The 13,316-nt window shown below is 33.2% G+C and carries 16 protein-coding genes; 5 read left to right on the top strand and 11 right to left on the bottom strand.

All coding sequences use genetic code 11. The annotated features are described in order from the left end of the window. Positions 1-231: 231 nt before the first annotated feature. The 4 genes from ACS8MM_RS11645 to ACS8MM_RS11660 form a co-directional block, all read right to left on the bottom strand. Entirely contained in the window at positions 232-420 is a 189-nt protein-coding gene (locus ACS8MM_RS11645; protein ID WP_379717044.1) for a hypothetical protein, read from the bottom strand. Positions 421-433: 13 nt separating this feature from the next. Beyond that, positions 434-598, bottom strand: coding sequence for a hypothetical protein (locus ACS8MM_RS11650; RefSeq protein WP_379717047.1), 165 nt, complete (start codon positions 596-598; stop codon positions 434-436). Positions 599-619: 21 nt separating this feature from the next. Continuing rightward, the gene (locus ACS8MM_RS11655; RefSeq protein WP_379717050.1) at positions 620-832 is read right to left on the bottom strand and encodes a hypothetical protein; all 213 of its coding nucleotides are present in this window, start codon (positions 830-832) and stop codon (positions 620-622) included. 95 nt (positions 833-927) lie between these two features. Then, positions 928-2,490, bottom strand: a complete 1,563-nt coding sequence (locus ACS8MM_RS11660) for a vitamin K epoxide reductase family protein (RefSeq protein WP_379717053.1) — start codon at positions 2,488-2,490, stop codon at positions 928-930. A 261-nt stretch (positions 2,491-2,751) separates the two neighbouring features. On the opposite strand from ACS8MM_RS11660, the gene ACS8MM_RS11665 reads away from it, so the two are divergent. Then, on the top strand, positions 2,752-2,958 hold the full coding sequence (locus ACS8MM_RS11665; protein WP_379717056.1) for a hypothetical protein: 207 nt from the start codon (positions 2,752-2,754) through the stop codon (positions 2,956-2,958). On the opposite strand, the gene ACS8MM_RS11670 is transcribed toward ACS8MM_RS11665, so the two are convergent. From ACS8MM_RS11670 to ACS8MM_RS11695, 6 genes are all read right to left on the bottom strand, one after another. Continuing rightward, positions 2,955-4,709, bottom strand: a complete 1,755-nt coding sequence (locus ACS8MM_RS11670) for a helix-turn-helix domain-containing protein (RefSeq protein WP_379717059.1) — start codon at positions 4,707-4,709, stop codon at positions 2,955-2,957. The two genes, ACS8MM_RS11665 and ACS8MM_RS11670, sit on opposite strands and share 4 nt — an antisense overlap. A gap of 202 nt (positions 4,710-4,911) precedes the next feature. Next, the gene (locus ACS8MM_RS11675; RefSeq protein WP_379717062.1) at positions 4,912-5,136 is read right to left on the bottom strand and encodes a hypothetical protein; all 225 of its coding nucleotides are present in this window, start codon (positions 5,134-5,136) and stop codon (positions 4,912-4,914) included. A 10-nt stretch (positions 5,137-5,146) separates the two neighbouring features. Beyond that, the gene (locus ACS8MM_RS11680) at positions 5,147-5,374 is read right to left on the bottom strand and encodes a hypothetical protein (protein WP_379717065.1); all 228 of its coding nucleotides are present in this window, start codon (positions 5,372-5,374) and stop codon (positions 5,147-5,149) included. Between the two features lie 69 nt (positions 5,375-5,443). After that, positions 5,444-5,608, bottom strand: coding sequence for a hypothetical protein (locus ACS8MM_RS11685; protein ID WP_379717068.1), 165 nt, complete (start codon positions 5,606-5,608; stop codon positions 5,444-5,446). Positions 5,609-5,644: 36 nt separating this feature from the next. Continuing rightward, positions 5,645-5,794 carry a bacteriocin gene (locus ACS8MM_RS11690; RefSeq protein WP_379717071.1) on the bottom strand — a complete coding sequence of 50 codons (150 nt, stop codon included), beginning with the start codon at positions 5,792-5,794 and terminating at the stop codon, positions 5,645-5,647. Positions 5,795-6,072: 278 nt separating this feature from the next. Then, on the bottom strand, positions 6,073-7,641 hold the full coding sequence (locus ACS8MM_RS11695; protein ID WP_379717074.1) for a vitamin K epoxide reductase family protein: 1,569 nt from the start codon (positions 7,639-7,641) through the stop codon (positions 6,073-6,075). Between the two features lie 261 nt (positions 7,642-7,902). Here ACS8MM_RS11695 and ACS8MM_RS11700 point away from each other — a divergent pair, with 261 nt between their 5' ends. After that, a complete protein-coding gene (locus tag ACS8MM_RS11700) occupies positions 7,903-8,136 on the top strand; it encodes a bacteriocin (RefSeq protein ID WP_379717077.1) in 234 nt (77 codons plus the stop codon). Between the two features lie 4 nt (positions 8,137-8,140). Here ACS8MM_RS11700 and ACS8MM_RS11705 read toward each other — a convergent pair whose 3' ends face one another. Further along, positions 8,141-9,781, bottom strand: a complete 1,641-nt coding sequence (locus tag ACS8MM_RS11705) for a helix-turn-helix domain-containing protein (protein ID WP_379717080.1) — start codon at positions 9,779-9,781, stop codon at positions 8,141-8,143. Positions 9,782-10,094: 313 nt separating this feature from the next. Here ACS8MM_RS11705 and ACS8MM_RS11710 point away from each other — a divergent pair, with 313 nt between their 5' ends. The 3 genes from ACS8MM_RS11710 to ACS8MM_RS11720 all read left to right on the top strand — a co-directional run bounded on the left by ACS8MM_RS11710 (position 10,095) and on the right by ACS8MM_RS11720 (position 13,299). Further along, complete coding sequence (locus ACS8MM_RS11710) at positions 10,095-11,273, top strand: acyl-CoA dehydrogenase family protein (protein ID WP_379717083.1); 1,179 nt, start codon at positions 10,095-10,097, stop codon at positions 11,271-11,273. 331 nt (positions 11,274-11,604) lie between these two features. Beyond that, positions 11,605-12,390 (top strand): DUF3050 domain-containing protein, encoded by a 786-nt coding sequence (locus tag ACS8MM_RS11715; RefSeq protein WP_379717090.1) that lies wholly within the window; start codon positions 11,605-11,607, stop codon positions 12,388-12,390. Between the two features lie 9 nt (positions 12,391-12,399). Continuing rightward, complete coding sequence (locus ACS8MM_RS11720) at positions 12,400-13,299, top strand: metallophosphoesterase (protein WP_379717093.1); 900 nt, start codon at positions 12,400-12,402, stop codon at positions 13,297-13,299. Positions 13,300-13,316: the final 17 nt, after the last annotated feature.

Below are 13,316 nucleotides of genomic sequence, written 5' to 3' on the forward strand. Positions count from 1 at the left end.
AAACACTTGCTTACATTACTATTATATTTATCAGCAAAATTTACACTTACCATCAGCACATGAGTATCTCATTTCACAAATCGGCTTGCATGATTTACCATCAATTACATTAGAATCAGTTAATTCAAGTCCTCCTGTGATTAATTTCAGCGATTTTTTACTCAGTAACTGTGTACCTTCTAAGTGTAAAATATTTCCCTACAAGGTACCAGTTTTATATAATTAGTAATATTAAGGTTGAAACGGTGCAGTACTTAGAAAATCACAAGTAGTTACACAACAAGAAACTGACCAACAAGTTCCTGCATAAGCACCATTACAATAACATGCAATTTGAGGAACTCTAGCACCACTAATGTCTTTTTGTTCATTTTTAGTGATTTCTTGAACTCCTTTTAGATTTAAAATGTTTTTTAACATAATTGATTTTTAATTAATTATCTAATGGACAAATGTGATCGTAGTTTACACAATCAACCTCATATCCTAAGCTTGCACAATAGCACAATCCGAAAGAACTTCCGCTTCCAGAAATCAACTTTTGTTCGGCATTGGTTAATTCCTTAACCTCTTCTAAATTTAAAAGATTCTTTAACATAAAAAGCGTTTTAGTTGTTGATTAGCCTCTTGGTAAACACTTACAAAGTGCATAAGTACTATCTGGGTCTTGAATATAACATCCTTGATTTACAGGACATCCAGCGTTACCTACTCCTGTACAAACGATATTACTATCAGTACATATACCTGGTGGTCTTCCACCTTGAATAGTTTTTTGATCAGCATTTGTCAATTTTTGTGCTCCGTCTAAGTTTAAAATGTTTTTTAACATGGTAATTTTAATTTTGGTTATTGATTAATATCCCAATCATTTAGAGACAGTTGGGAAATCTGTCCATTCTCGGCCAAGAATATATTTCTGCGCTATTATTGCGCTATTTTAGTATAAAGCGATTCGAATTCTTCCTCGAAATCGTTCATGAAAAATGGCAATTCTGAAATCTCGTATTCCTCAGGAAAAAGTCTGGAATTGATAATTTTAACCGGTGTAAAATTCAATTCATTTTTCAAACACCAGTTGTACTGATTGTGAATTTCATTGTTCACCAGCATATCATGTGAATCATTATTCCATTTTTCTTTCCAGGCTTCCATTCCAATTTTATTAAGGTGCCAATCGATTAAAGCTTGATGTCCCTTATTTGAATCCATTGCGTTAATTTGCAATAGTTTTTCAACTACAAAACGGAAAGGATTTTGGCCATTTTCGGGGTTAACATTGAATAGTATATTTAAGTAAACACTCTCTGGATACTTTTTATACAATTGGTAAGCATCTTCAAAAGCCTTATGACAATGACCACAACTTGGACTCAGGAATAAAATAATATTGGTACTGAAGTTGGGTTTTCCGAATTGAATCCCTTCCAATTTAAGCAAATCAATTTCGGATGTTACTTCTTTTGTTAATGATTGAAAGACTTTGAAATTTCTTTTGAGTCTTTTCAGTTTTTTATTTTCTTGTGCAACTTTAGATTCTTTTTCTAGGAAAGGTCGAAGCAGCATCCAACTTGAAAAAATTAAAACAGTAGCAAATAAATAGGTTGGTATTCCAGAAATTATTTCGGTTAGTAATGTTGTTTTCGAAAGTGAGAAAAGGTTAAGACCTTGAAGAAAAACAACACCTGAAACTGCCAAACAAAGTAAGCACCACTTTTTGATTTTCGTCTTCTGTATCCAGACTGAATACACCAAAAATGGAATTGTAACCGTACTTAAAACGGATATGATTACAGCAGATGCATTGGGTTGAATCAATAATGCAAAAAAGTTTATTCCAAAAAACAAAAGAGGTAAATCGGTAAAACCAAGCCATTTGGTAATTTGGCTCTGATCCGACTTAATTACAGAATCACACGATGCTTCCGGTTTCATGTTACAGAATTTCGACACCATTTCGGTTTTAATACCTAGCTTTTCCTGCAGAATAAATACACTCAACACTAGTCCTAAAAGCGATGTAATCATTAAAAAAACCGAATTGACACCAAATCCGTTCAAAAACATGGAAATTGCAATCAACATCAGCACAGGTAGGCTATAGGAAAGCCATTTATAGTTGCGATGATTATTGGACAACTGTCTCTCTACATTAGGTTCGACAGCAATAATGATTTGATCCCAATCCAAAAGAAACTCGTCAATTGACATTATAGTTTTTTTACCTTTTTCATCCTCCATAACAACCGACTCATTCTCTTTAAACAATAGAATAAGTTCTCTTTTGTATAATGTCAGGAAAACTTCAGGCAACCCTACAAACTGTTCCTTAGGTATTTTGATGGCAAGGTTATCAATTCCTAAAATAGTTAAAGAATCGGTTATCGCATATAAACTAGGATAATTAGGATGTGAAGAAAATAAGTCTTCAAAATTTTCAACAGCATTTGAATACCTGCTTTGAATTAAAAGTTTTTTTACTAAACGCATACCTTTATTTGTTAGTCTTTCAATTTTATTTTCGTTGAAAGTCTGGCAAATATTTAGCGCTTTTTAGAATAAAAAAAATGATGTCTCTTACAATTTGTAAATTATGGCACTTACAATTTACAAATTATCGCTAAGAAATAGCAATGCAATTATTTAATAATCAATGTATTACAAATAATTGCGTTTTGAAAACCGTTATCGTGCCGATTGCATTCGATTTCAATTTACATTTGAAGAATCAATTAAAACTATTTAAAAATTATGAGAAACCAAAAGTTAAATCTTGATGAATTCGCGGGAAGTGAATTACCAAAAGAAAAAAAACTAAAAGTAATTGGAGGAGATTTTTCCCCACCACCTCCACTAATAGATGAAGACGGTAATCCTGTTAACCCAACAACAGGAACTAATAACGGAGATATTAAACCAGGTGTTACAGAAATTAAAATTTTAGTTTTTGAACCTTAAACCAAATTAGATTCTAATCTTTTAATAAACTGAGCAGGGGTTACCCCTGTTCTTTTATTAAAGGATCTCGTAAAAGAAACTGCGTTCTTGAATCCGACACTCTCAGCAATAGCCTGTGTGGAATATTTCCTGTAGACAGGATTCGAAATCATTTCATTAATGGCATAATTAATTTTTAGCTCATTGGAGTATTCACTAAATGATTTACCAAATTTCTTATTGACCACATAAGATAAATAGGTCGTATTGGTTTTTATTTTTTTAGCTACACTTTGCTGAGTAAAATCCGGTTTCAAATAATATAGTTTTTTCTCCAAAACGATTAATTTTCCCAGGATCTCATTTTCTTTTTCTTCATCAAGATTAATAGATACCCCTTCTTTCTTTTCTTGACTATCGGTTAATTCTTCAAACGTGTCTTTTACTTCTGTAGAATTTATACTTAGCTGATCCAATTTGTATTTTTCGATAATTGCATTGACTTTTGCATTGACTTTCTTTCTATCTCTTTTGCTTTTAAAATAAAAGAACATTGCTATCAAAACAATCAAAAGTCCGGTAAAAAAATACCTCAACATAAGATCGTTTTTGTACTTTTTTTGAATTGCAAACATCTCCTTTTTTACTTCTTCATGATTAAGTTTTACATTCACTTCAGAAGTTTCATCATTTAATTTAAGTTCGTTGTTCTCGTAACTTTCTATATAAGCTTTAGAGTAGGCTCTCGCTTTTGAGGCGTTTCCATAACTGTTATAAATTTTAGCCAGGTAATAATTTGAATTAATAGATTGTTCTTTTTCTATTTTATTCAATTTGTAAATAGAATCCATTTTCAAGAAATAGACCAAAGATTCATCATACTTGTTTTGGGTAAAGCATAAATTACCCAAGTTGTATAAAGTGGTATAATATTCCTCGACCAAATTCCCATCCTCTTTCGTTAAAAACAAAACTTCCTCATAGTTTTTTTTAGCTCTAGGCATATCACGCTTTAGAAAATAAACATTACCCAGATTAAGTTTGGCATTAATCTTCGTCACCAAAAGGTTATTCGAATAATTCAAGGTTTTTTTATAGTAATATTCTGCTGAATCCAATAACTTTTTTTGGGATTTATTATTGGCATAATATTTTTCATAAAAAGTACCTAAATTTAAATTGATATTGCTTTTACTTCTTATAAATTGATCATGAGCATATAGGTACTCAATTTCGTCTGTAAAGGCATCCATTTCCCTTGAGGCTTTAATAGCCAACTTAAAATTACCCACTTCTGAGTTGATCAAAGCAATATTATTATTGAATTTAACTACCTGTATTAAGTCACCTGCTTTCTTCGAAATTTTTTTACCTTCTAAAAAAAGGCTTAATGCTTTACCAAAATTTAACCTTTTCCATTCGGAAAGTCCACCACAATTAAGTAGAAACGCTTGACTTTTAAGTCTCTCCTGCCCATTTGGAATTTGGATCAGTAAATTATTAGCTTCCGCATAATACTTTTTCGACTGTATACTATCTCTTTTTAACTGATACAAATAGGATTTTGCTGCAAGTGCAAAGACTTTATGAGTTGCATTTTGAGATTGTTCAATCCGATTGGCAAAAACAAAAGCGCTATCTACATTTGAATTTATAAATCGTTTAGTTTTATCCTGTAATTCTAGAAATTGTTTATCAGTCAGCATTTTCCTGTTCTGAGAAAACACTAACGAAGTAATCAAAAGAAAGGCACAAAAAATTGACTGTCGCATTTTTGGGGGATATTTTTAACAAAAATAATCTTTAAATGCATAAAGTCAAGTAAAATGAAAAACAGGTTATTTATTATGTTTAAAATCGTTATTCCAACTGCTATAAGTTTTAAAAAAAAGAGAGGAAATCTCCCCTCTTTTTCTAAAAATAATAAAGCAATCCCATTACTAAGTTGCCGCTAATTTTACCCTTTTTGAAATTTTAATAAGGAGGCGGAGGAATAATCGGACCACAAAAGTACGCTTTACAAGTACCGTTGCTGTAGGTATAATTATAGCCTTCCGATTTGGTTGCCATACAATTTGCCAAACTGGTTCCAGGCCATGTTTGGTACCTGCAGCCTGCCGGAATTCCACCGATGATTGCTTTTTGTTCTGAGGCAGACAATTCCTGAACTCCTATTAAGTTTACGATATTCTTTAACATAATCTCTTGATTAATCATTACAATTCGTACCTGTTCCTAAAGCAGAACATTTACGTGTTGTTGGATTCCATACAGGCTGATGAATTGCAGAAAGCGACATACATTGTGATTGTGTTGAATTGAACACATAATAACCACATATTTGGCTTAAATCGGGAATCCATCCACCTTTAATTGACTTTTGCTCATTAGCTGTTAATTTAGCAACTCCTTCTAAGTTTAAAATGTTTTTTAACATGATTTTTATTGTTTTTTGGTTAAAAAAAAATCCCCGAATATGATCAGGGATTACTATAATTCATTTTTATTATGGCTCTAATTGGATACGACATGGATTAGCACAAGCTAAGCTGTAGTATTTACATAAACCTGTCATTGGATCGATACAATCCTTTAGTCCACCGCTAATAGATTTTTGCTCATTTGATGATAATTTTTTAACACCTTCTAAGTTTAAAATGTTTTTTAACATAATTTAATGGTTTTAATGATTAGTAATTAAAATGGATTAATTTCTTCTGCAAAGTCCGTTGTCATCACAATAAGTTCCTACCGGACATTTCCAGCCATCAATACAAGCGTAACCTCCGTTAATGCTTTGCAACTCCTTTTTACTCAATTCTTGAGCATTGGATAAATTAGAAATGTGTTTTAACATGATTTAAGATGTTAAAGCCCGCAAGCAGAAATACAACACTGAACTGTCCCACAATCTTGTTTATACACTCCGTTGCAATAACACGGGAAGCTTGCATCAGCAATTTGCAATTCTTTTGAACCCGTGATAAATTTTTGCTCATTTACAGTTAGTTGCTGTACACCCTTAAGGTCTAAAATGCTTTTTAACATAATTATTAGTTTTTAGTTTGCTTATTCCCAATCATTTAGAGACATTTGGGATTTCTGTCTGTTGGTTCCTGGCCGAGAACCTATTTTTTATACACTACTTTGTGCTAATTTTTCATAATGCGATTGGAATTCATCCTCAAAATCATTCATAAAATATTTCAAATCTGAAATTTCATATTCATTAGGAAAAAGTTTTGAATTGACAATCTTAATTGGTGTATAGTTAAAATTATTCATAGTACACCACTGGTATTGGTTTAGCAAATCATTATTGACCAACATATCATTATTGTTAGCACCCCATTTCTGTTTCCATAATTCGATATCCAGATTGTTGATATGCCAATCTATGAGTGCTTCCTGAGCTTCCTGCGTATCGATTGTATTTCGAATCAACAAGCTTTCCACAATTGTCTTGTACGGATTTTCTTCGTTTTCAGGATTAATATTGAAGAGAACATTCAGGTAAACATCTTCTGGATGCAATTCATAGAGTTCATAGGCATCTTTAAAAGCCTTATGACAATGACCACAGCTTGGACTTACAAAAAGAGTAATGTTTGTGCTGAAATTCGGCTCGCCAAACTCGATTCCTTTTAATTTGTGCAATCCGATTTCCGAGGTTACTTCTTTTGTTAGCGATTGAAAAACCTTAAAATTTCTTTTAAATCTTTTCAATTCATGTACCTCTCTCGTAGCTTTATTCCCTTTTTCCAAAATAGGCTTTAACAACAACCATCCAGAAAACATAAAAACAAAAGAAAACAAATAGAAAGTAATTCCTTTCACTAAATCATTTACCATTAAATCAGAATTGGAAGCGAAGAAAACACACCCTTGTAAAAGGATTACAGCAGACACCGCTAAACATAAAACACACCATTTTTTTATCTTTACTTGCTGAATCCATATTGCATAAATTAGGAAAGGAATTGACACCAAACTTAGTCCGGATACAATCCAAGCCGATTGAATCGGATTCATTAAAAGCGCCAATAGATTGGTACTGAAAAACAATATTGGTAAATCCGCAAAACTTAACCACCTGGTGATATTTCCATTATCGGATTTAATTACTGAATCACAAGAAGCAACTGGGGTTAGGTTACAGAATTTCGACACCAATTCGGTCTTAATACCTAATTTTTCCTGCATAATCAGTATGCCTAACACCATTCCAACAATCGATACGGTCAATGATAAAATGGCAGCAACGGAATACTCGTTTAAAAACACAGAAGCCGAACACATTAATAAAAAAGGTACTACATATGTGATCCATTTATAATTTTTAGCATTGTGCTTATTTTCTTCAACATTGGGTTCTACCGCTACTATAATTTGACTCCATCCTGAAAGAAATTCATTGAACGATAATTTTTGCTTTTTCCCCTTTTCATTTTCTACTGTAACATATTCTTCATATTTAAGCAACAATACCAATTCATTATCGTAAAGTGTTAGAAAAATATATGGTAATTCCACAAATTGTTCTTTTGGTATTTTTATGGCTACATTGTCAATCCCCAAATGATTCAACGAATCAGTAATAGCAAATAAACTTGGATAATTAGGATGGGATGAAAATAAATCCTCAAATTCTTCAATCGAATTTGAGTATTTGTTTTGAATCAAAAGTTTCTTAACTAAATTCATAAATGAGGTACTTAATTTTCAATTTGTTTTTTAAAGAGAGTCCTACAAATATTCTACTATATGAGGGTAAAAAAAAAACAAAAACTAGATAATTTGTAAATTATACATTAACAATTTATACATTATTAATTCGAAAAAAAAGTTGTAATTATCTGATTATAAGAAGTTTATTTTAAATCAAATTCAACCACAGGATACGAAGAGCCCACATCTGGGATACGGTTTCGATAATGAGCTAAGTTTGTTCAAAACGATAAAACGATGAAAAATTTAAGCTCAAAATTGAACAATTTCAGACAACATGAATTAACAAAAAATCAATTAGCAAAGATTTCCGGTGGAGATACTACACCTCCAGGTCCGGATGATGAAACAGATCCGATTAAAGGTGCAACGACTTCAGGCACAACCAATGGTTCTGGAAAAATGATCATTATTACCCCTCCTCCAGTTGTCGTTGGAACAACCGAACCTATTGTTGCTATTGTACCATAAAAAATCAATCATTAAATCTTTTAGCAAACTGAGTTGGAGTTACACCCGTTCTTTTGCTAAAAGATTTTGTAAACGATATAGCGCTCTTAAAGCCAACGCTTTCGGCAATTGCCTGAGTAGAGTATTTTCGATAGAGTGAATTATTAATCATTTCACTGATGACATAATTAATCTTAAGTTCATTCGAATAATCACTGAACGTTTTTCCAAATCGTTTATTCACAATGTACGACAAATACGTCGTATTGGTTTTTATTTTCTTTGCTACATTAGGTAGCGTAAAATCTTTACTTAAAAAGAACTGTTTTTCCTCCAATTTTCTTAAATCATGTAATATCTTAAGTTCTTTTTCTTCATCAATATTGAGAACAAACTTATCCGATGGAATTTCAATCATATCCATTCGATCATTCTTTTCCTGACTAAATTCATCAATCAGTTTTTTGATTTTCTCTTCAGCGCTTTTCTTTTGCCTGATATTCACGACCAGCCAAGACAATATCGAAATGAAGATCAACAAAGCCAAACCAAATGCGCCCCTACTAATAATGAACGATTGGTAATTTTCTACCTTGATTCTGTTCATTTCCTTCTTAAAGCTTTCAAATCCAATTTTGGATTTCACTTCCAACATTTCCGAATTAAGTTGCGCTTCATACTTGCTCAAAGTATCCAAATAAACGGTCGAACATTTGTATGCCTGTTCCGATTTCCCGTTTGAATTGAATATTTTAGCTTGCCAATATTTCGAATTGATAAATTCACTCGAACGTACTGGGTGAACTGCGTATAACGAATCTACCTTTTTAAAACAAACCAACGCTTTTTCCTCTCTTTTGGTTTTATAATATAAATAACCAAGATTATAATAAATGATATAGCGTTCTTTAGGATGATTAGCTGTCAACTGCAGTAATTCATGGTACATTTTTTCGGCTTTCAAATCCAAACCTTTGATTTGGTATATCCCAGCCAAACTCAACTCCGAGTTCAGTTTATTCAAAAACAAATCATCTGAAAAACTAACCGCTTCCTTGAAGTAAAACTCCGCAGAATCCAAATAAATTCGTCGCTGTACTTTTCGATTGTACAAATTGAAATAATGGTTGGCAATATTAAAACTCGTATTACTCTTATTCAGATAAAATTGATCTTTATCAAACAAGTATCCATATTTTCGCAGAAGAAGATAGGTTTCTTTGGACGTTTTAATTGCCGAATCGAATTCTTTTACATCAGAATAAATTAGCGAAATATTATTATTGAACTTAACAATTTGTTCGATATCATTGATTTGATTCGAAAGCGCTTTCCCTTCGGAATAATATTTTAACGCTTTACCCAGATTATTTTTCTTCCATTCAATGAGTCCGGCATAATTTAATAGGTACGAATGCAACTGAATTTTTGATTTTGAATGGGGCAACTGATTCAGCAACTGAAATGCTTTTTTTAATGTTTTTTTTGATTCTACAGTGTCCCCTTTCAATTGAAAAAGGTACGATTTGATCCCGTAAGCAAAGGTTTTATGGGAAGTTTTTTCTGACAATTCAATTTTTTTTGCAAAATAAAATGAACTATCTATATTGGAGTTGATATTCAACCTGGCTCTATGCTGAAGCTCTGTAAATTCGGCATCTGACAAAAAATCTTTTTTTTGTGCAAGCAGAACTGACGATAAAAAAAGCGTAAAAAGCCAGAAATTAAACTTCATTTAAAAATTAATTTCCCCAAAAATAAACTTAATGAAGTTATAAACAAAGTCATTAATGAAAACTTAGAAAAATAATCGCTTTAAAAATTATAACAATCCGTAATTGATTTGTTAAAAATCTTTACTTACTTTTGTGCCCTGAATGAATATATTGCATGGCTTGCAATAATTTAATTGTGAAATGAGTATAATGTGAATTATGCGAATTACATCTGACTAATTAAAAACTATAAAAAAAACACAGATGAAACCAGATTTATTTCAATCTCCGGATTATTACCTGTTAGACGATTTATTAACAGATGAACATAAATTAGTACGTGATGCAGCACGTGCATGGGTGAAACGTGATGTTTCTCCTATCATTGAGGAATATGCTCAAAAAGCTGAATTCCCAAAACAATTGATCAAAGGATTAGCAGAAATTGGTGGTTTCGGACCTTACATCCCGGTAGAATATGGCGGTGCAGGTTTGGATCAAATTTCGTACGGATTAATCATGCAGGAAATCGAGCGTGGTGACTCTGGTGTTCGTTCTACATCTTCTGTTCAATCTTCATTGGTGATGTATCCAATCTGGAAATATGGAAATGAGGAACAACGCATGAAATATTTACCAAAATTAGCTTCAGGTGAATTCATCGGTTGTTTTGGTTTAACAGAACCAGATCACGGTTCTAATCCAGGTGGAATGGTAACTAACTTCAAAGATATGGGCGACCACTATCTATTGAATGGTGCTAAGATGTGGATTTCTAATGCTCCTTTTGCTGACATTGCTGTAGTTTGGGCTAAAAATGAAGAAGGAAGAATCCATGGTTTAATTGTAGAGCGTGGAATGGAAGGTTTCACAACTCCTGAAACACACAACAAATGGTCTTTACGTGCTTCTGCTACTGGAGAATTAATTTTTGACAACGTAAAAGTTCCGAAAGAAAACTTATTACCTAACAAATCTGGTTTAGGCGCTCCTCTTGGATGTTTAGACTCAGCTCGTTACGGTATTGCTTGGGGTGCTATTGGTGCCGCTATGGACTGTTACGATACGGCTTTACGTTATTCAAAAGAAAGAATTCAATTTGACAAACCAATTGGTGCTACTCAATTACAACAAAAAAAATTAGCCGAAATGATCACTGAAATCACCAAAGCACAATTATTAACTTGGAGATTGGGTGTATTGAGAAACGAAGGAAGAGCAACTTCTGCACAAATCTCGATGGCTAAAAGAAACAACGTTAACATGGCTGTTGAAATCGCTCGCGAGGCACGCCAAATGTTAGGCGGAATGGGTATCACAGGTGAATATTCAATCATGAGACATATGATGAACTTAGAATCTGTTATTACTTACGAAGGAACTCACGACATCCACTTATTAATTACAGGTATGGATGTAACTGGTTTCTCTGCTTTCAAATAATAGTTTCAAAACCAATACATAAAGAGCCTTTTTAAGGCTCTTTTTTTGTTTTAGGCCTGTGCATAAAAAAACACTAGAAGAACAAACTCCATAAATTTTCTAATTTCTTAGTTCTGCGCAAATCGACACAACATAAAGCTACCGTACAAATGTTGACTAACAATTTCGAATAAAATAGTATCCTAATACAGCCGAAATACCGCAATTTATAACAACATAAACAAAATCAATATGAAAAGCTTCGCTATTACAGGAAGCTTTTTTATTTTTGTAGCGAGAAAAACAAAAACCAATACCTACTGTTTTTCGTATATCATTTAAAATTTGTCCCATGAATATAGCCGCTGTAAATCAATCCATTGAACAACAAAAACAACAATTGTTGCACCATTCGTTGTACTCAAAAATAAAATCCATAGAAGACTTGCATTTCTTCTTGGAAAGCCATGTTTATGCCGTTTGGGATTTCATGTCACTTTTAAAAGCTTTACAGCAAAAGCTAACCTGCACGACTACTCCATGGTTTGCAACCGAAAACACCGAAACACGTTATTTAATCAACGAAATAGTATTAGCAGAAGAATCGGATTTGACTATAGACGGCAAAAGACAAAGCCATTTCGAAATGTATCTTGAAGCAATGAAGGATTGTGGCGCGCCAACCTATGAAATCGAAGCGTTTTTGGAACATGTTCTGGAAACTAAAAATATATTTATTTCCATCAGGAATAGCAACCTACATCCTAATGTAAAAGCTTTTCTGGATTTTACGTTCCGAGTGATTGAAGAAGGGAAATCGCATAAAATTGCAGCCGCTTTTACCTTCGGAAGAGAAGATCTAATTCCAAATATGTTCACCGAAATCTTGCGCAACTTCAGAACCAACTTCCCTGAAACCGATTTGTCCAAACTGATTTACTATTTCGAAAGACACATCGAATTGGACGCTGATGAACACGGACCGATGGCCATGCAGATGATTACCGAATTATGCGGTAACGATGCTCAAAAATGGAACGAAGTGGAAGAAGTTTCTATTGCCGCGCTTGAAAAAAGAATCGGCTTATGGAATGCTATCGAAGAATCCATTAATAAAAAAGAGGTATCTTTAGCATAAATTTCTCCTATGCTTTCATCGCAAGACAGATTAGATCGAGCCTATAAAAATGCCAAACGCATTTCGTTCAATAGCGACTCGAAGTTTATTCTGTTTAGTGACTGTCACCGTGGTGATGCGAGTTTTGCCGATGATTTTGCCAACAATCGCAACATCTACTATCACGCACTAACACATTATTACAATCATCATTTTACGTATATCGAATTAGGTGATGGTGATGAATTGTGGGAAAATTTATTTTTCAAAGACATCTTTGAGGCCAACAAAAATGTGTACCTACTCTTACAACGTTTTTTTAATGAAAACCGTTTGCACATGATTTTTGGAAATCATGATTTTGTGTTCCGAAATCCTAACGTAGTAAAACGCAATTTGTTCGACTATTTTGAACCGAAAACAGGAAAGAAACTACCACTTTTCCCCAATATCAAATACGAAGAAGCCATTGTCCTACAACATTCCGAAACCCAACAGGAATTATTTTTAACTCATGGACATCAGGCCGATTTTATGAATTATGTTGGATGGAAAATCAATCGATTTCTGGTTCGCGTTTTATGGAAACCTTTACAAGTTTGGGGAATCAAAGATCCTACAAGTCCTGCAAAAAACTATGTCGAACTCATTAAAGTGGAACGCCGTATCAAAAAATGGATCGCCAACAATCATAACAAAATTACCCTAACCGGCCATACCCACCGCCCTCGATTCCCAAAACCGGAAGACAACGCCCTGCATTATTTTAACGACGGAAGTTGCGTGCATCCCCGAAGCATAACCGGCATTGAAATCGAAAACAATAATATTGCGTTAATCAAATGGTTCATTGACACCAAAGAAGACGGCACTTTACAAATCAAAAAGGAATACTTAGAAGGTCCTGAAAAACTGGAAAATTACAGATAAGCCAAAATTTTAACGAC

The organism is Flavobacterium sp. MAHUQ-57 (assembly GCF_051908335.1).
Classification (GTDB): Bacteria; Bacteroidota; Bacteroidia; order Flavobacteriales; family Flavobacteriaceae; genus Flavobacterium.